12 protein-coding genes and 1 tRNA gene are annotated in these 18536 nt (G+C 63.9%); 3 read left to right on the top strand and 10 right to left on the bottom strand.

Annotated elements, in window-relative coordinates; genetic code table 11:
• The 6 genes from GVL12_RS24880 to GVL12_RS24855 form a co-directional block, all read right to left on the bottom strand.
• Positions 1 to 5384: retention module-containing protein (locus tag GVL12_RS24880; protein ID WP_159918245.1), on the bottom strand; the 5384-nt coding region annotated here is incomplete at its 3' end.
• 219 nt (positions 5385 to 5603) lie between these two features.
• Positions 5604 to 6242, bottom strand: coding sequence for a response regulator transcription factor (locus GVL12_RS24875; RefSeq protein ID WP_159918244.1), 639 nt, complete (start codon positions 6240 to 6242; stop codon positions 5604 to 5606).
• 33 nt (positions 6243 to 6275) lie between these two features.
• Positions 6276 to 7706: an HlyD family type I secretion periplasmic adaptor subunit gene (locus GVL12_RS24870; RefSeq protein WP_200844068.1), complete on the bottom strand. Its 1431-nt coding sequence runs from the start codon at positions 7704 to 7706 to the stop codon at positions 6276 to 6278.
• Entirely contained in the window at positions 7703 to 9841 is a 2139-nt protein-coding gene (locus GVL12_RS24865; protein WP_159918243.1) for a type I secretion system permease/ATPase, read from the bottom strand. The genes GVL12_RS24870 and GVL12_RS24865 overlap by 4 nt, the downstream gene beginning before the upstream one ends.
• Before the next feature lie 119 nt (positions 9842 to 9960).
• Positions 9961 to 10197 carry a hypothetical protein gene (locus GVL12_RS24860; protein WP_159918242.1) on the bottom strand — a complete coding sequence of 79 codons (237 nt, stop codon included), beginning with the start codon at positions 10195 to 10197 and terminating at the stop codon, positions 9961 to 9963.
• Positions 10198 to 10213: 16 nt separating this feature from the next.
• Positions 10214 to 11749 carry a TolC family outer membrane protein gene (locus tag GVL12_RS24855; protein ID WP_159918241.1) on the bottom strand — a complete coding sequence of 512 codons (1536 nt, stop codon included), beginning with the start codon at positions 11747 to 11749 and terminating at the stop codon, positions 10214 to 10216.
• Positions 11750 to 12324: 575 nt separating this feature from the next.
• Here GVL12_RS24855 and GVL12_RS24850 point away from each other — a divergent pair.
• A complete protein-coding gene (locus GVL12_RS24850; protein WP_159918240.1) occupies positions 12325 to 12474 on the top strand; it encodes a hypothetical protein in 150 nt (49 codons plus the stop codon).
• Between the two features lie 270 nt (positions 12475 to 12744).
• Here GVL12_RS24850 and GVL12_RS24845 read toward each other — a convergent pair whose 3' ends face one another.
• Positions 12745 to 13077, bottom strand: coding sequence for a hypothetical protein (locus GVL12_RS24845; protein ID WP_159918239.1), 333 nt, complete (start codon positions 13075 to 13077; stop codon positions 12745 to 12747).
• 195 nt (positions 13078 to 13272) lie between these two features.
• On the opposite strand from GVL12_RS24845, the gene GVL12_RS24840 reads away from it, so the two are divergent.
• The gene (locus tag GVL12_RS24840; RefSeq protein WP_159918238.1) at positions 13273 to 13959 is read left to right on the top strand and encodes an extensin family protein; all 687 of its coding nucleotides are present in this window, start codon (positions 13273 to 13275) and stop codon (positions 13957 to 13959) included.
• 123 nt (positions 13960 to 14082) lie between these two features.
• Here the strand turns inward: GVL12_RS24840 and GVL12_RS24835 are convergent.
• From GVL12_RS24835 to GVL12_RS24825, 3 genes are all read right to left on the bottom strand, one after another.
• Positions 14083 to 14159 (bottom strand) — tRNA-Val (locus tag GVL12_RS24835).
• 95 nt (positions 14160 to 14254) lie between these two features.
• Positions 14255 to 16501, bottom strand: coding sequence for a bifunctional (p)ppGpp synthetase/guanosine-3',5'-bis(diphosphate) 3'-pyrophosphohydrolase (locus GVL12_RS24830; RefSeq protein ID WP_159918237.1), 2247 nt, complete (start codon positions 16499 to 16501; stop codon positions 14255 to 14257).
• Positions 16498 to 17490: an alpha/beta fold hydrolase gene (locus GVL12_RS24825; RefSeq protein ID WP_159918236.1), complete on the bottom strand. Its 993-nt coding sequence runs from the start codon at positions 17488 to 17490 to the stop codon at positions 16498 to 16500. The genes GVL12_RS24830 and GVL12_RS24825 overlap by 4 nt, the downstream gene beginning before the upstream one ends.
• Before the next feature lie 59 nt (positions 17491 to 17549).
• On the opposite strand from GVL12_RS24825, the gene GVL12_RS24820 reads away from it, so the two are divergent.
• On the top strand, positions 17550 to 18344 hold the full coding sequence (locus GVL12_RS24820) for a 3-hydroxybutyrate dehydrogenase (protein WP_159918235.1): 795 nt from the start codon (positions 17550 to 17552) through the stop codon (positions 18342 to 18344).
• The last annotated feature ends 192 nt before the right edge of the window (positions 18345 to 18536 follow it).

Raw genomic sequence — 18536 nt, 5'->3', positions numbered from 1 at the left:
TCATTGGTATCCACATCGGTGGTGGCCAGTTGGCCAATGGCAGACTGCGTGCCATCTTCAGTCACAGTGCCCGTCAAGGCTCCCGACAGCACCGGCTTGTCGTTCGTGCCATTGATGGTGATCGTGACCTGAGCCGTGGTCCCATCAATCGTGGTGACGGTAAAGGTGTCGGTGAGATGCTCACCCACACCCAAGGCCTGCACCGTGGCATTGCCATTTTTCAGGTCAAATGTCCAGTTGCCGTTCTTGTCGATGCTGAAGTCACCGTACTGGCCAGGATGCGCAGTCACCGGCGTGAACTCGGCCTGATCCTCATCCGGATCGGTTACATCGAGCTTGCCGCTGACGGACAGCGTCACATCTTCCTGCACCAGACCTGCGTCATCACCCGGCTTGCTCGGTGCAATCACCGCGCCATCGTCGTCACCATTGATGGTGATGGTGACCGTCTTGGTGTCGGTACCGCCCTTGCCATCACTGACCTGGACCGTATAGGTTTCGGTGCGTACATCGCCAGTCTTCAAAGACTGGGCTGCGGCATTGTCGAGCTGGTAAGTCCACTGGCCGCTCGCGTCCACGCTAAAGCTGCCATAGGTTCCGGTGCTGGCGCCCACTACGCTGTAGCTGTGGGTGTCGTTGATATCCACATCGGTGGTGCTCAACTGACCAATGGCCGTCTGGGTACCGTCTTCAGTCACCGTGCCGGTCAGCGCACCCGACAGCACCGGCTTGTCGTTGCTGCCGTCAATAGTGATCGTGACTTGGGCCGTCGTGCCGTCAATGGTGGTGACGGTAAAGGTGTCGGTGAGATGTTCACCCACACCCAAGGCCTGCACCGTGGCATTGCCATTCTTCAGGTCAAACGTCCAGTTTCCATTCTTGTCGACAGAGAAACTGCCGTACTGACCAGGGTGCGCAGTCACCGGCGTGAACTCGGCCTGGCCTGCATCCGGATCGGTCACATCGAGCTTGCCGTTGGCGGACAGCGTCACATCTTCCTGCACCGTACCCTTGTCTGCGCCGGGAACGTTGGGGGTAATGGTCGCGCCATCATCGTCACCATTGATGGTGATGGTGACCGTCTTGGTGTCTGTACCGCCCTTGCCATCGTCGACCTGGACTTGGTAAGTCTCGGTGCGAACATCGCCGGTCTTGAGCGACTGGGCCGCAGCGTTGTCGAGCTGGTAAGTCCATTGGCCGCTCGCGTCCACGCTAAAGCTGCCATAGGTGCCGGTGCTGGCACCCACGACGCTGTAGCTATGGGTGTCGTTGATATCCACATCGGTGGTGCTTAACTGACCAATGGCCGTCTGGGTGCCGTCTTCGGTGACAGTGCCGGTCAGCGCACCAGAGAGCACCGGCTTGTCGTTGCTGCCGTCAATGGTGATCGTGACTTGGGCCGTCGTGCCGTCAATCGTGGTGACCGTGAAAGTATCGGTGAGGTGTTCGCCCACACCCAAGGCCTGAACCGTGGCATTGCCATTGTTCAGGTTGAACGTCCAGTTGCCGTTCTTGTCGATACTGAAGTCACCGTACTGACCAGGATGCGCAGTCACCGGCGTGAACTCGGCCTGATCCTCATCCGGATCGGTCACATCGAGCTTGCCGCTGGCGGTGAGCGTCACATCTTCCTGTACCTGACCTGCGTCATCGCCCGGCTTGCTTGGTGCAATCACCGCGCCGTCGTCAGTACCGTTGATGGTGATCGTGATGGTCGTCGTGGCCGAGCCGTCCTTGCTGATGACCGTGTAGGTCTCAATGACCGATTCACCGGTCTTGAGGTACTGCACCAAGCTGTTGTCGACTGCGTAGCTGTAACTGCCATCGGTATTGAACACCAACGCGCCCAGCTGCGCACCACCAGTGCTGCTGGTAAACGTTGCGCCAGCCTGGAAGCTGCTCTCGCCAGTGTCGACATCGGCGATCGTGACCGAGCCCGAAGTGACCAGCTTGCCGCCGACCACGCCGACGTCTTCCGTCACTGCGGCAACGCCAGTGCTCAGCGTCGGCACATCGTTCGTGCCATTGATGGTGATGACGACGCTGGCCTTGGTGCCATCGGCCGTCACCACTTCACGGGTTTCAGTCAGGGTCTGACCCGCGCCCAGCGCCTGAACGGCCAGGTTGGCGTTGTCGAGCGTGTACGTCCAGGTGCCATCGGTACCGATGGTGAACTGACCGTAGGTGGTACTGACATTGCTTTGCACAACGAACACGGCCTGGCCGGCGTCAGGGTCCGTCACATCGAGCTTGCCACCGGCAGTCAGTTGGCCGTCTTCGGTAACCGTTCCCAGATCGTCGCCCGGCTTGCTTGGTGCAATCACCGCGCCGTCGTCAGTGCCGTTGATGGTGATCGTGACATCCTTCGTATCCACACCACCCTTGCCGTCGCTAACCTGGACTTGGTAGGTCTCGGTTCGAGTGTCACCAGTCTTCAAAGACTGGGCTGCGGCATTGTCGAGCTGGTAAGTCCACTGGCCGCTCGCGTCCACGCTAAAGCTGCCATAGGTGCCGGTGCTGGCACCCACCACGCTGTAGCTATGGGTGTCATTGACATCCACATCGGTGGTGCTCAGCTGACCCATGGCCGACTGCGTGCCGTCTTCGGTCACCGTGCCTGTCAGCGCGCCCGACAGCACTGGCTTGTCATTCGTGCCATTGATGGTGATGACCACCGAGCCTGTGGTGCCGTCAGCGGTCGTGACCACGAAGGTCTCGGTCAGCGTCTCGCCTGCGCCCAGGGCCTGCACCTTGGTGTCGCTGTTGTTCAGATTGAACGTCCAATTGCCATTGGCATCGACGCTGAAGTTACCGTAGGTGCCGGCTTGAGCAACCACTGGAACAAACACGGCCTGGCCTGCATCAGGATCCGTCACATCGAGCTTGCCGCTGGCGGTCAGTTGGCCGTCTTCGGTGACAGCGCCCTTGTCATCGCCAGGTATGTGCGGGGTAATGATTGCGCCATCATCGGCACCATTGACCGTCACTTCGATGGTCTTGCTGACCGTGCCGCCATGGCCGTCGCTGACCGTGATGGTGAACGACTCCACCGGCTTGTCAGTTGCGGTGAGTTCCTGCGCCTTGGCGTTGTCCAGCGTGTAAGTCCACTTGCCGTTCTGATCGACAGCGATCGAGCCGTACTGGCCGGTGGTAGCACCGGTAACGGTCCAGGTCAGCGTATCGTTGGTGTCCACGTCGGTGGCGGTCAGTTGGCCGCTGGCCGTCGTGGCGCCATCTTCCGTCACAACGCCCACAACCGTGCCGTCCATCGTCGGCACATCGTTGGTGCCGTTGACGACGATGTTGACCGTGTGGGTAGCGCCGTCGGCGCTGGTGACCGTGAACGCCTCGGTCAGCGTTTCTCCCACACCCAGGCCTTGGACAGCCGGGTCGCCATTGTTCAGCGAGTAGCCCCAGCTGCCGTTGGCGTCCACGGTGAACGTGCCGTAGGAGCCGTTCGTTCCGGCCTGCGGCTGGAACACGGCCTGGCCTGCGTCGGGATCGACGATGCCGAGTTTGCCGCCCGTCGTGAGTTGCGTGTCTTCGGTGACCTCGCCCTTGTCCGCACCCGGGGTGTGCGGAGTGATCACTGCGCCATCATCGGCACCATTGACCGTCACTTCGATGGTCTTGCTGACCGTGCCGCCATGGCCGTCGCTGACCGTGATGGTGAACGATTCCACCGGCTTGTCGGCAGCGGTGAGTTCCTGCGCCTTGGCGTTATCCAGCGTGTAAGTCCACTTGCCGTTCTGATCGACAGCGATCGAGCCGTACTGGCCCGTTGCAGGACCGGTGACGGTCCAGGTCAGCTGGTCGTTGGTATCGACGTCGGTGGCGGTCAGTTGGCCGCTGGCCGTCGTGGCGCCATCTTCCGTCACAACGCCCACGACCGTGCCGTCCATCGACGGCACATCGTTGGTGCCGTTGACGACGATGTTGACCGTGTGGGTAGCGCCGTCGGCGCTGGTGACCGTGAACGCCTCGGTCAGCGTTTCGCCCAGGCCCAGGCCTTGAACAGCCGGGTCGCCATTGTTCAGCGAGTAGCCCCAGCTGCCGTTGGCGTCCACGGTGAACGTGCCGTAGGAGCCGTCCGTTCCGGCCTGCGGCTGGAACACGGCCTGGCCTGCGTCGGGATCGACGATGTCGAGTTTGCCGCCCGTCGTGAGTTGCGTGTCTTCGGTGACCTCGCCCCTGTCCGAACCAGGCGTTGCAGGGGTGATGATCGCACCGTCGTCAGCGCCCTGGATAGTGACCGTGATGGTTTGCGACACCGTACCGCCATGGCCGTCATCGACGGTGACGGTGATGGTGTCCAAGAGCTGCTCGCCCGCCTTGAGCCCCTGGACATCCGCATTGCCGGTGCCCGGCACATAGGTCCACTTGCCCGTCTGGTCCACGGTGAAGCTGCCGTACTGGCCCTGGCCACCGTTGTCCACGGTCCAGGTATGCGTATCGCTGGCATCCACATCGGTCACGACCAGTTGGCCGGTCGCGGCCGTCACCTGATCTTCCGTCACCACCACGGCCACCTGGCCCGAAAGCGTGGGAGCATCGTTGGTGCCGATGATGGTGACCGTCAACGTGCTGGACGAACCAACCCCGTCCTTGTCCACCAGCGTATAGGTGAAGCTTTCCGTGTGCGTCTCGCCCGCGGCAAGGGACTGCACCGAGGGCAGGCTGCTGTCGAGCTGATAACTGTAGCTGCCGTCAGCACCCAGTGTGATCTGGCCGTACTGGCCTTGGCCCGAGCCCGTCAGCACCACCTGGTGCTCGGCCAGCGCGCCCTCGCCAAGCGTGTCATTGGCCAGCACATTGCCGCGCAGCGGCTGAGCGGCATCTTCGAGCACCGCGCCGGCGTCCGCATTCGCCTGGGGGGTTGCGCGGGGCGGCTGCGCATCGTCCTGCGCCTCGGCCACGCCACTGAACAGCGGCAACTCGGCCGCCACGGGAGCGATGTTTCCATACGCGAGCGCCAGCGGCACGGTGTTTTCCAGAATGCTGGCCAGGCGCACAAAGGTGCTGCCGCCTTCACTGCCACCGCTGAGCGTGGCCGCCGTAGGGTCTAGCGTATCGAACGGATCCTGGCCTGCGTTGATGGCCGCAATGATCTGTTCGATCTCGGTCGCTGGCGGCGCAGCGATCGCGGCCTCCTGGGGCGGGGGCGGGCTCACCAGATCCGCGGTGAGCAGCACTTCCTGGTTCTCGCCCACGATCAACGGCGGCTGACCGTCGGCCTGCAACTGCACCGAGCCGCCCGACGAGGTCACGATCACCGCGTCCGCCGGGATGCGCATGCCTTCATGGAGGGCGGTCAAACTGCCATCGGAGCCACGGATCCAAGCCTGGCCGGTGAGTTGGGTAACGAGAACGGTTTGCGCTGCCATGGTGATCTGTAGCTCCAGTCAGTGGGGAGGAAGCGCCTGACGGTCTTCCTCCAATATTTCTGAGGGCATGGTAGGAGCCCGCTGACAAAACAGCTATTGGCGTCGCCGCCAATCGGGCCATGTTCCTGCCACCGGAGGACGTAAAAAAACCCAGGCTCCGACTATGCGCAGCCTGGGTTCGATACGCGCCAGATCAGCGCTGAGAACGTGTTCACGTTCTTACGCCGGCTGCTTGCGCCCTATGCCGTGGACCTTGAGGGCGAGCATCAGCCGGTCTTCGACCTGCAGCTTTTCAAAGATGGCCGACAGGTGCGCGCGCACCGTGCGCTCGCCTATCGACATGCGCTCGGCAATCTCGGCATTGCTTTCGCCCAGGGATGCATAGCGGGCCACTTCCTGCTCGCGCGGGGACAGCGCATCGGCCCAATGGTTTTCGGGTTCGGGCAGGCGCGCATCGACATCGCGCAGCAGACGCTGCAGCAGCGAGCGGCCCAGCCAGATATTGCCCCCCGACAGGCTTTGCAGCATCTGCGAGATCGCGTCGGCGCCCGATTGCGCGTGCGCATAGCCGCAGGCGCCCTTGCCCAGCAACTGGCGCCCCTCCTCGTCGCCGGGGCGGTTGCTCAGCACCAGCACCTGGACACCTTGCAGCAAGCGGCTCCATTCAGCGTCGCTGCTTGCGGGCAGTTGGGGCAATGCGGCATCGAGCACGACCAGGCGGCGGCCCTGCTGTTTCCAGCGCTGCAGATCAGCCAGCCCCTGGCCGCGCGCAGGCATCCATTCGGCGCCTGCAATCTGCCGCCAGCCCTGCCACAGCGTGGCATCCTGGGTCAGCATCAGCACAGGCTGGGCATTCATATGGATTCTTTCTGATGATGAACTGGGCATGAACTACCGCTCGGTCAAAGCATTGGACTTGGTGCGCAAGATGGGCTTGAGCAGGTACTGCATCAGCGTGCGCTTGCCGGTAAGAATGTGCACCTCGGCCTGCATGCCGGGGATGATGGGGCGCGAGTCATCGCCCACATGGGCGCGCTCGGTACGCACCTTCACCACATAGAAGGAGTTGCCCTTCTCGTCGGTGATGGTGTTGGCACCGATCTGCTCGACCCTGCCCTGCAGGCCGCCGTAGATCGCGAAGTCATAGGCGGAGAATTTCACTTCGGCCAGCTGGTCGAAGTGCAGGAAGCCGATGTCGCGCGGGTTGACCTGCACTTCCATCAGCAAGGTGTCGTCGAGCGGCACGATATCCAGGATGTCCTTGCCCGGCTGCACCACGCCGCCAACGGTGTTGGCCATCAAGGTGTTCACGGTGCCGCGCACGGGCGAGCGCACTTCGGCCAGCTTCACGCGGTCTTCCAGCGCGACCTTGCCCTGCTCGAGCGTGCCCAGCTTGCCGCGGGTTTCGGACAGTTCGGCACGCGCCAGATTGCGCACATTCATCTCGGACTCCTGGATCTTGCGCTCGGCTTCCTGGATGGCAGCCTGGATGCGGCCCATCTGCGCACTGGCCGCACGGGCCTCGCCGCAAAAGCGCGCCACGTCGCGCTGCAGGCGCAGCAGATCGACTTCCGACACCGCGCCGCTCTTGAGCAAGGGCCGGGTCACATTCAGCTCTTCCGACGTCAGGCTGCAACTCGACGATGCCTGGTCGCGGTTGGCCTGGTTCTCGCGCAGCTCCTGCTGGCGTTGGCGCAGCTGGTCGCGCGCGATATTGACGGTGGTGTTGAGCTCCTGCGTGCGGCTCTCCCACATGCGGCGCTCCATTTCCACGATCTGCGGTGCAGCGGCCTGCACATCCGCGGGAACAGCAAACGCTTCACCCGAGGCCAGTGCCTGCAGGCGCGCCGCCTTGGCCTGCAGCGCCAGCAGTTCCGCCTTGTTCTCGCCCAGCGACGAGCTGTAGCGCGTCGGGTCTATGCGCAGCAGCACCTGGTCCTTTTCCACATGCTCGCCGGGGCGCACCAGGATCTCCTGGACGATGCCGCCATCGAGGCTTTGCACCACCTGCACCTGGCGCGACGGCACGACCTTGCCCTGACCGCGCACCACCTCGTCGATGCGGCCGAAAGACGCCCAGACCAGCAGCGCCAGCACCGACAGCAGCGCCGCCCAGATCAGCAGCCGCGAGCCGCGCGCCTGCTGCTGGCCAGCGGCCCACTGCGCATCCGCCCTGAGATCGTCGCTCTGGTGCGAGCCCACGGTCTCGCTGCCGTCGAGCAGCCAGTGCGCGAGCTTGCGCCAGCGCGCCTGCAGCGCCGCCGTGAACCGGCCCGGCGTCTTCACCGGCTTCGCGTCTTGCATTGGCTTGTTGTCGCTCATGACCGGCCTCCCATGCCGCCGATGCGGCCCTGCTTCAAGGCTTCGATCACCTGGTCCTTGGGGCCATCGGCCACGATGCGCCCGCTGTCGATCACGATCAGCCGGTCCACCAGCGTCAGCAGCGCCGTGCGGTGCGTCACCAGCAGCATGGTCTTGCCTTCGGACGCTTCCTGCAGGCGGCGCTTGAGCTGGGCTTCGCTCTGGTTGTCCAGATTGCTGCTGGGCTCGTCGAGCAGCAGCATCGGCGGGTCGTTGATCAGCGCCCGCGCCACGGCAATCGACTGGCGCTGGCCACCCGAAAGCGACTCGCCGCGCTCGCCGATGTTCATCGCATAGCCGTTGGGGTGCTGCGCCGCGAACTCGTCGACACCCGCAATGCGCGCGGCATGCAGCATTTCGCGCTCGCCCGCATGCGGGGCGCCAACGAGCAGGTTGTACTTCAGGCTGCCATAGAACAGCATAGGGTCCTGCGGCACATGGCCGATGGCGCGGCGCAGATCCACCGGGTCGATCTGGCGTGCGTCGACACCATCAATCAGAACGGCGCCGTCGGTAGGCCGGTACAGGCCCAGCACCAGTTTTTCCAGGGTGGTCTTGCCCGATCCTATGCGGCCGATGATGCCCACGCGCTCGCCCGCCTTGACGCAAAAGCTCACGCCCGAAAGGCTGGCCTGGTCGCTGCCCGGGTAGTTGAAGCTCACGTTGCGGAACTCGATGGCGCCGCCCAGGTCGGGCCGTGACACGAACTCGCTGCCCTGCGCGTGCTCGACCGGCATCTTCATGTAGTTGTCTATCGAATGCAGCGAAGTGCGCGCGTTGTGGAACTGCATCATCAGCCCCGCGACCTGGCCGAAAGGCGCCAGGCACCGCCCCGCGATCATCGACGCGGCGATGATGCCGCCCATAGACAGCGCCGACTCCTGCACCTGGTACACGCCGATGATCACCACCGCCACGGTCACCAGCTGCTGCAGGGTCTGCACGAAGTTCACCGTGCCCGACGAGATGAACTTGATCTTGCCGCCCATGTAGGCGATGTACTGGGTAGAGCCTTCCCACAGGCGCTGCACGCCGCTTTGGGCATTGAGCGTCTTGACGGCTTCGAGATTGGTCAGCGACTCCACCAGCAGGGCATTGCGCTGCGACGCCGCCTGGAAGGTCTTGAGCGTGAGGCTTTCCATGCGCGCCTGGGCCCAGAAGGACACCAGCAGGATCGCCGCGATGGCCACCAGCGGCGGAATCAGCATCCAGGGTGAAATCCAGAGCAGCGCCAGCAGGAACAGCAGCACGAACGGCAGGTCCACCAGCGTGGTCAGGCTCGCCGAGGCAATGAAATCGCGCACCGACTCGAACGAGCGCAGATTGGCCGCGAACGAGCCCACGGACGCGGGGCGGCTTTCCATGCGCAAGTCCAGCACGCGCTCCATGATCTGCGCGGACAGCTGCACGTCCACGCGCTTGCTCGCCGAATCGACGACATAGGCGCGCGCCGTAGTCAGCACGAAATTGAAGACCAGCACCAGCGAGATGCCCATGGCCAGCACCCACAGCGTCTCCACCGCGTTGTTGGGCACGACACGGTCATAGACGTTCATGCTGAACAGCGGCATGGCCAGCGCGAAGAGATTGATCAGCACCGCGGCCAGCAGCGCGTCGCGGTACAGGCGCCGGTTGTCCAGCACCACGGCCCAGAACCAGTGGCCGCTGCGCGGTTCGAGCCCCGGCTGCACCGAGCGCTGCTCGAAGCGGAACTGCGGGCGCACGAAGCACATCAGCCCGGCGTAATCCTGCAGCACGGTCTGGCGATCGACCTCCACCGGGCTGCTGCTTTCCGGATACTGCAGCAGAAAGCGGCCATCGGCCAGCGTCCTGAGCAGCAGGCAGGCGCGATTGCCGTTGAGGATCAGGATCGCGGGCAGCAGGCCATCAGGGACGTCATCGAGACCGCGCTGCACGATGCGCGTGGTGAAATGCGCGCGCGCCGCGGCGCGCGACAGCAGCGAGGGCGTGAGGCGCTGGTCGACCAGCGGCAGGCCATTGCTCAGCGCCTGCGCGGTATGGGGCTTGCCATGCAGCTGGGTAAGCTGCACCAGGCAATCGAGCAGCGGGTCGGAATGCGTTTCGTGGGAGGGCATGGGCCGGGCCGGTCGAGGCCCGCCCGTCGACGCATTCGGCAACTCCTGCGCCTTGGCGGGCGCGGCGGATGGATCCCGGGGCGCTTCATATTCCGACTTAGACATTCTTGCCCATCCCGCTACAAAAGCTCTTCACCATCATCGATCAGGTCGAGCGAGTTGCGCACGCGTTCACGCACTCGCTTGCGCTGGCTCAGCTTCTCCAGCGCGTGCGGCGGCAGATCCGTCAGGCGCAGCGTACCGTTGGCCAGCAAGGCCTCGATCAGATCCTCGAGAACGCGGATGAAGTCCACGTCCAGCGCGGACAACTCCTTCTTGGAGGAATCGTCGACAGGGGGCAGATTGCTTTTGTCCATACGGCGGCCTTTCAGGCTACGGAACTGCGACTCGGCGCGTCAGGCGCAGGGAAACCGGCGCCTGGGCCTGCGCCGTCTGCACCGGCACCTCGTTCACCGAGACCTGCGCGGACACCGGCATCAGATTGGAAGTATCGGGCACGGCCGCATTGCAGCTGCGCAGCATGTCGTCAGGCAGCACCAGCGCCTGCTGCTCTTCGGGGCGGCTCGCCGAATGCGGCTGGGCCAGGCCCAGCACGGGCAGGATCTCGCTCGACAGCGTCAGCCACTGGTATTCGGCCTTCTTCAGGTCGTACTGCGCGTTCACCAGCGCGCGCTGCGCATCGAACAGCTCGTTTTCGGTGTTGAGCACATCAAGCAGCGAACGCTGGCCGATCCTGAACTGCTGCTGGTACGCGACGCGCACCTTCGACGTGGACAGCACATGCTCCTGCAAAAACGGCGTCTGCTGCCGCAGGCGCGCGATGTTGTTCCAGGTGATGGAGATTTCCTGCAGCAGATTGCGGCAGGTGTAGTCGCGCAAATCGTGGGCCGCATAGCCTTGGGCAATGGTCTGGCGCAGGCGTGCCTCGTCCGCTCCGCCGCGCGACAGGTTGTAGGTCATCATGACCTGAACGCGCGAAGCCTGTTGATTCCAGAACGCGGGCGTGGACTGCTCGCGATCGCGGCCCGTGGAAGCCACGAGCTCGACCTTGGGCAGGTGCGCGCCCTTCGCGGCCTTCTGCCCGGCTTCAGCGGCCTGCAGCAAGGCCTGCTTGGACAGCAACTGGGGATTGGAGCGCAGCGCATCGCTGAAATCCCTGGTCACCGCAGGCACGATCAGGCGGTCGGTGACTTCCGGCACCGGCGCGAGCTGCGCAGGCGGGTACTCGCCCACCACGCGGCGGTAGCGCTGCATCACGTCATTGAGATTGTTGGTCTCGGTCATCAGGTTGGACTGGGCCAGCGACACCCGGCCGCTCGACTGCTCCAGATCGACGCCGCGCCCGACGCCCGATTGCTGGCGCTCGCGCAACTGGCCCAGCGTCACCTGGTGCGTGGTGAAGTTGTCCCGTGCGAGGCGTTCCATCTCGCGGTAGCGCTGCACATCCAGATAGGCACCCACGGCTTCATTGGCCAGGGTTTCCGTGGTGGCACGCAGGTCATAGAACTTGGACAGCTTCTCGAAGCCCAACTGGCGAACGCCGCTGCTGGTGGTGAAACCATCGAAGATCATCTGGCGCAACTGCAGATTCCAGCCGGGCCGGTTCCAGTCGGTGTCCGCCCCGCCTTCGGAATTGCTGCGCCATTCGCGGCCTACCCATCCCTGCGCCGTGACCTGCGGGCGCAGGGCGCCGCGCGCCACATTCTGCCCTTCCAGGGTGGAGGTCAGATCCTGGAAGCGCACCTGGATCTCGGGGTGCGTCATCAGCACTTTTTCCACGACCGACTGCAGGGCCGCGCCTTGCGCATTGACCTGCTGCGCCGTCAGCGCCGTCTGGGCCATGCCAGAGACAGCCCACGACGCCATACCCAAAGATGCAACGGCCTGTGCAATCTGCTTGAACTTCATTTTCATCACCTCGATGGTTGGCTCCGACCGGGCGCAGCGGGACCGTCCAGCAACGCTGAAAGACGGGACTGGCGTGCGAGAACGCATGCGCACCGCTCCGGTGGTAAACCGTTGTTACAGGCGGCCGATGCAGCACATGCCGAAGCGCGCGCACCGAGTCGCAACAGAAAAATCAACGATGGAACTCTGCGGTTCCATGCTGCGCTCGCGGCACAGCGGGCGAACTGCACGCAGCGGCAGTCGCAAAAACACAAGCTGCGATGACACAGAAAGACTGTGATGCAGACTCTGGCTATAGGCTATACACAGCGCATATGGAGATTTCCTTTCCACGGGAGCAAGGCGGAGCCGCCGGCTTCTGGCCGGTGTTCTTTACGCATAACCTTGCACTTGAAGTCGCTGTGCCGGTGGAGCTATTCCTCTTGGCACGCCATCCAATCTGATGGTTTCATCTGCAAGCGTAGCACACACATTGTTAATATTTGCGCCCAAAAAGTCGTCAAATCATCCCAACGGTGCCCAATAACATTCATTGACATTAGAAAACGGATTCAACCCATTTCGATGCTCGCCTGATGCGCGCTTTTCGCCGCACAACGCCTGCTTTGGCCGCGATTTTTGCGGCTTTTGTCCGCGAATTCATTTCGACGCGCACAACGACCCAAGGCGCCCGCACCCGAAAAATTAAAACTATCAAGTTGATTGAAAACATCAATACACCTTGATCGATAGCGTGCGCAAATCCTTGATAGCGGCTTCAACACGCACCACAAACAGGTACCGCACCCGGCAATGGCGCCGAAACGGGCTTGGGTCAGGCCTGCATCCATGCTCCGATGAGATCCATGCCATTGCGGCGCAAGGGATTGCCTGCACAAACCGTCGCAAGACGGTGGCAGTGCGGACCCGCCCGATCCCGCGCTGCCAACGGCCGCAGGGAATCGTGCAGAGAAGATCGATAGGGGCGCTGTCCGTGCTGCAGCCCCCCACCGCGGCTAGCCGGCGGCCATCATGGATGCATTGATCGCGCCATACTCGAAGTCGCCATCTTCGAAGATCACGAGAAACCAGAACGACTGCTCGGCAGTGCCCAGGACCTCATGCAGGAAGGAAGCGGGTTGCGAAAGCTGCAGCCGCACGTCAAGCGGCAGCTCTTGGGCATCGGCCAGGCGCTTTCTGGCAACGGCTTCCAGCGCCGGCGCTGCTTCGCGGAAATCGAGCAACACCACCAGATCGTTGGTTTTGAAATGCCGCTGCGCGCCTTGGGCGAAGGCGAAAACGCGCTCGTCGATGATCTCCGTGAGACGTGGCGATAACGGTGTGCTCATGAAAACAGGCTCCTATGCGCTGGGTGGGAATGGATGGGCCGCAGATCGTATGCCGATTATCGAGCGCGACGGGCCTCGCGTGGCACCGCCATGCAAGCCTGGGTGTACAGGAAATCTCGTAGCGCATCACCATCGGCTGTAGGACCGTGCCGCATGCTGCGCCGATGGCGGCGTCCATCGCGGATCATGTAGCGGATGAAATTTCTTGTGGCTTTGTTGCTCGGCCTGGGGTTCGGACTCTGGTCGCATGGCCGTTTCTGGACCATTGCGGATGACCTCAACCCCTGGGCGCCTCTCACCTACGAGGCAAGGCCTGACTGGCTCACGCGCTTCAAAGTACAGCGCTTCAAATCCGATCCGGCGGCATGCCAGGCCTTCATGTCCGAGACCCCCTGGCGCTTCCAGGCCGTTGCCGACCGAGACACCGGGCCGGGCTGCGGATTGCGAAATGCCATCCATGTGCAACAAACCTCGGTTGCGGTGGGCCCCGCGTTCACCTTGAGCTGCCCTGCAGCGGCGTCCCTCGCCTTGTGGGAGCGCCACGTGCTGCAGCCCGCTGCGCAGGCGACTCTTGGTGCCAACGTGCAGCGGCTGGAGCATCTGGGCAGTTACGCCTGCCGCAATGTGTATGGAAGAGAGGCTGGCAACCGAAGCCAGCACGCGACAGCCAATGCGCTCGACATCGCAGGCTTTGTTCTCGAGGATGGCAGGCGAATCACCGTGGTCCGACAGTGGCGCGGCGACACACCGGCAAGTGCATTCCTGCGGGAGGTACACCAGGGTGCGTGCCGATTCTTTGATGGCGTGCTCGGCCCCGAGTACAACCAGGCGCACGCTGACCACTTCCATTTCGACAGCGGGCGTCATCGCATCTGCAGATAGCCGTTGATGCATTGCACGCTGCGCAGCATGCGCGTCTGCGCCATTCGCCACCGTGCATGCTGCGAGGGCGAAAAAAAAGCCTCCCGGACCGTCAGTCTGGGAGGCTTTTTACCAATGGTTAGTTGGTAGGCGCGATTGGACTCGAACCAACGACCCCCACCATGTCAAGGTGGTGCTCTAACCAGCTGAGCTACGCGCCTGTTGTTCGATTCAATAAGTATAGCATCGGGAAAAACGCGTTTTCCCCAACTTGCCGACTTTTTTGCAAACAGCGCCTATTTCTTCACGGCATTGATCAGCGCCGCCGCGCGGAACGTACGCCCGACACACCGGCCACGATGCCCAGCACCTTGTTGAGCCGCCCCGAATCGGCGACTTCCACGGTGAAGGTCATCCAGGCCGTGCCCTTGACGGACTGGGTCTGCACGCCGATCACATTGGTCTTTTCGCGCGCGAACACATCGGAGATATCGCGCAGCAGGCCCTGGCGGTCGGTGGCCTCGACCGATACGTCGACGGGGTAGACGGCCGCGCCCACCGCAGCCTTGGGCGTGCCCCAGGCCACGTCAATCATGCGCTCGCTGTTGCGCGCGGCCATTTCGCGGAAGTTCGAGCAGTCGTGGCGGTGCACGCTCACGCCCTTGCCGCGCGTCACGAAGCCGCGGATGTCGTCGGGCGGCGCGGGCTTGCAGCACTTGGCGAGCTGGGTCATCAGCGAATCGATGCCGACCACCAGCACCCCGCCCTTGGGCACGGTGTCGCTGCCGCGCGCCTTGCGCACCGGAGAGAACGCTTCCTCATCCTCCTCGGGCTCGGGTGGGCGCAGCACGGACTCGATATTGCGCAGCGAGTATTCGTCCTTGCCCACGACTTCGAACAAGGCATCGGCCGACTTGAAGCCCAGCTGCACCGCGAGGTCGTCGAGCTTGATCGCCGTCTTGCCTTCGCGCTGCAGCAGTTTTTCCACGGCTTCGCGCCCGCGCGCCACGGTTTCATGGCTGGCCTGGGCGTTGAACCAGGCGCGCACCTTGGCGCGTGCACGGTGGCTGGTCAGGTAGCCGAGGTCGGCATTGAGCCAGTCGCGCGAAGGCCGGCCTTCCTTGACGGTGCTGATCTCCACGGTCTGGCCGTTTTGCAGCGGCGTGTTCAGCGGCACCATCGCGCCGTCCACGCGCGCGCCGCGGCAGCGGTGGCCCAGGCTGGTGTGCACCGCGTAGGCGAAGTCCACGGGCGTCGCGCCCTGGGGCAGTTCGATCACCGCCGCATCGGGCGTGAGCACATAGATCCGGTCTTCGAAAAGACCGCGGTGCGTGGGCGTGCCCGCGAGGTCGTTGCCCCAGGCGAGCAACTGGCGCAGCACCGCGATCTTGGCGTCGTACTCGCTGCTCGCGGTCACGCCCGCATAGCCCTTGGAGCCCGCCTCCTTGTAGGCCCAGTGCGCGGCCACGCCATGCTCGGCATGGTCGTGCATGGCCTGGGTGCGGATCTGGATCTCGATCGCGCGGCCATTCTCGTCGCGCACCACGGTATGCAGCGACTGGTAGCCGTTGGCCTTGGGGCGCGCGATGTAGTCGTCGAACTCGGCCTCGATAGGCGTGAAGCGCTCGTGCACCCAGGACAGCGCGGTGTAGCAGTCCTTGATCGTCGGCACGACCACGCGCAGCGCGCGGATGTCGAACACCTGGTCGAAGTCCAGCGACTTGCCGCGCATCTTCTTGACGATGCTGTAGATATGCTTGGGCCGGCCCTGCACGGTCGCGCTGATGCTGTAGGCGCGCAGATCGCTTTCGAGCCGGCCGCGCAGCTGCTCCATGAAGACTTCGCGTTCGGTGCGCTTTTCGTCCAGCAGCCGCGCGATCTCGCGGTAGGTGTCGGGCTCGAGAAAGCGAAACGACAGGTCCTCCAGTTCCCACTTGATCTGCCAGATGCCCAGGCGGTTGGCCAGCGGCGCGAACACATGCAGCGCTTCGCGCGCAATGCCCGGCGAGACCGGATGCTTGCTGGCCGCGTAGTAGCGCAACGTCTGCAGGCGCGACGCCAGGCGCAGCAGCACCACGCGCAGATCGCGCGAAAAGCCCAGCAGCATCTTGCGCACGGTCTCGGTCTGCGCCGCCACGCCGTCGACATGCTGGGACGTGACTTCGGCGTCACGCGCCTGCTGCTGCACGCGCATCAGCTTGGTGGTTTCCACTGCCAGCGTCGCGAAATTCTCGCCAAACGCCTTGGAAATCACTTCCTGCGGCCGGTTCAGGTGAAAGCTCGCATGCACCAGATAGCAGGCCGCCTGCATCGTCTCCGAGCCGCCAATGCCCTTGAGAATGGCGGCGACCGCATCGGCATGGGCCAGCGTGTTCTCGCCCGAGGCCATGCATTCATTGGCCAGCAGCGGCTCGGCAAAGGAGCGCGCGCGCACCAGCGCATCGACCTGTTCGGGCAGGGTCGTCGCCGTGGCCTTGATCAGTTGCGGCACCGCCTCGGCCAGGCTGCTCTGCGCAGCAACGCCGCCTTCGACGGACGGAGCAATGGTCAAAGCGCTTTTCATGGACGTGCTCCGCTTTCCAGCGCCGGCTCGGCCGCCGTATCCTCCGGGACATCCGTCCATTCGGGCAGCAGAAAGCGCGCCACCAGCGCCACCTGGGGCGGTGCGACCAGCGTCGGCGCGTGCCCGAAGCCCGGCAGCGTCACGCAGCGCGCGCGCGGGCCGCGCTCGACCATGGCCTGCGCGGTCTCGACCGACAGCAGGTCAGACTGCTCTCCGCGGATCAGCAGCGTCTGCGCCTGGATGCTGTCATAGGCAGCCCACAGCAAGGCCTCGCCGGCCAGCGCCATATCAGGGTTCATTGCCTGAAAAGGCATGGCGATGTCCGGGTCGTAGTGCAGCTGCAGCCCGCCTTCGAGGCGCGGCTTGAGCATGGGCGCGGTCAGGTCCAGCCACTGCTGCTCGGTATGCGGCCCGAAGCCGGCGGAAATCAGGCGCAGCGCTTCGGCCGCCTGCTGCAGCGAGGTGAAGACCAGCGGCTGGCCCAGGTATTCACCAATGCGCAGCAGCGCCTGCCACTGCACGCGCGGGCCTACGTCGTTGAGCACCAGGCGCCGTATCGGCACGGGCGAAGAGAAATCGGAGTCGCTCGCCAGCAGCATGCCGATCAGGCCGCCCATGCTGGTGCCGACCCAGTCGAGCGTCTGCAGCGGGCTGCGCGCCTGCAGCTGGGTGATCAGCGCCTGCATGTCGCTCGCGTAGCGCTGCAGGCCGTAGTCCATGGGGTCGGCGAGCCAGTCGCTGTGGCCCCGGCCGACGACATCGGGGCAGATCACGCGCGCATGGCGGCTGAGCGCGCGCGCCAGCACATCGAAATCGCGCGACTGGCGCGACAGGCCGTGCACGCATACGATGACATGTGGGTGATGGGGATTGCCGGTGGCATTCCATTCCCAGTAGGCCATGCGGTGCATGTCGACAGTAGTCCCCACGCCCTGCGGCACGGCAGCAGCACCGGGACACAGTACGTAGTTCAGCGTAGGTTCATTCATGGGGGCACAATCCAGCAGCACGGTTCGATAATGCATCGTAATTCATTCGGAGACCTTCCATGCTGAAAGGCAAAACTGCTCTCGTCACTGGGTCCACCAGCGGCATAGGCCTGGGCATCGCCAAGGCCCTGGCACAACAGGGCGCGAACATCGTGCTCAACGGCTTCGGCGACGTCGACGGGCCGCGCGCCGAAGTGCAGGCCGCGGGACACGCGGCCGGCGCCAAGATCGCCTACCATGGCGCCGACATGACACGCGTGGCCGACATCGAGGACATGGTCGACTACAGCGTGCGCAATTTCGGCCAGGTCGACATTCTCGTGAACAACGCCGGCATCCAGCATGTCGCGCCCATCGAGGACTTCGCGCCCGAGCGCTGGGATGCGGTCATCGCCATCAATCTGTCCAGCGCTTTCCACGCCACGCGCCTGGTGCTGCCGGCCATGCAGGCCGCCGCGAACGGCAAGGGCTGGGGCCGTATCATCAATGTCGCTTCGGTGCATGGCCTTGTCGGCTCGGCGCAGAAGTCCGCCTACGTGGCCGCCAAGCACGGCCTGATCGGGCTGACCAAGGTCTGCGCGCTCGAGAACGCGACCACGGGCATCACCTGCAACGCGATCTGCCCGGGCTGGGTGCTCACGCCGCTGGTGCAAAAGCAGGTCGACGCCAAGGCCGCCGATCAAGCCATCAGCATCGAGGAGGCGACGAAACAGCTGCTCGCCGAAAAGGAGCCCTCGCTGCAATTCACGACGCCCGAGGATCTGGGCGCGCTCGCGGTGTTCTTCTGCTCACCGGCCGGCGCCAATGTGCGCGGCGTGGCCTGGAACATGGACGGGGGCTGGGCGGCGCAGTGATCTTAGCCCTTAATGCGCGCCTGCGATGCCGCCAAAAAGGTGGGCGTGCCAGTTGAGGCAATGCGGTCAATTACCCCGCCCTAAAAGACGGGGCTTGGAACTGAAAGGAATCAAGCCAGATTGACCAGGGAAAGCGGTACCCAACCCGCTGCGTCGATAACAGGTCGTTCAGACGCACCAGCGAATGCTTCC

It is taken from the genome of Pantoea sp. 18069 (assembly GCF_902706035.1).
GTDB lineage: Bacteria > Pseudomonadota > Gammaproteobacteria > Burkholderiales > Burkholderiaceae_C > Comamonas.
Note: the sequence above shows the minus strand (reverse complement) of the source record. Positions and strands in the feature narration are given on the sequence as shown.

Excerpts from the sequence above, each read along its gene's own strand:
- GVL12_RS24830 (WP_159918237.1), bottom strand. The coding sequence starts at position 16,501 with ATGAAAAGCGCTTTGACCATTGCTCCGTCCGTCGAAGGCGGCGTTGCT.
- GVL12_RS24820 (WP_159918235.1), top strand. The coding sequence starts at position 17,550 with ATGCTGAAAGGCAAAACTGCTCTCGTCACTGGGTCCACCAGCGGCATA.
- GVL12_RS24845 (WP_159918239.1), bottom strand. The coding sequence starts at position 13,077 with ATGAGCACACCGTTATCGCCACGTCTCACGGAGATCATCGACGAGCGC.
- GVL12_RS24840 (WP_159918238.1), top strand. The coding sequence starts at position 13,273 with ATGAAATTTCTTGTGGCTTTGTTGCTCGGCCTGGGGTTCGGACTCTGG.
- GVL12_RS24855 (WP_159918241.1), bottom strand. The coding sequence starts at position 11,749 with ATGAAGTTCAAGCAGATTGCACAGGCCGTTGCATCTTTGGGTATGGCG.
- GVL12_RS24825 (WP_159918236.1), bottom strand. The coding sequence starts at position 17,490 with ATGAATGAACCTACGCTGAACTACGTACTGTGTCCCGGTGCTGCTGCC.
- GVL12_RS24860 (WP_159918242.1), bottom strand. The coding sequence starts at position 10,197 with ATGGACAAAAGCAATCTGCCCCCTGTCGACGATTCCTCCAAGAAGGAG.
- GVL12_RS24850 (WP_159918240.1), top strand. The coding sequence starts at position 12,325 with ATGCGCGCTTTTCGCCGCACAACGCCTGCTTTGGCCGCGATTTTTGCG.
- GVL12_RS24875 (WP_159918244.1), bottom strand. The coding sequence starts at position 6,242 with ATGAATGCCCAGCCTGTGCTGATGCTGACCCAGGATGCCACGCTGTGG.
- GVL12_RS24870 (WP_200844068.1), bottom strand. The coding sequence starts at position 7,706 with ATGAGCGACAACAAGCCAATGCAAGACGCGAAGCCGGTGAAGACGCCG.
- GVL12_RS24865 (WP_159918243.1), bottom strand. The coding sequence starts at position 9,841 with ATGCCCTCCCACGAAACGCATTCCGACCCGCTGCTCGATTGCCTGGTG.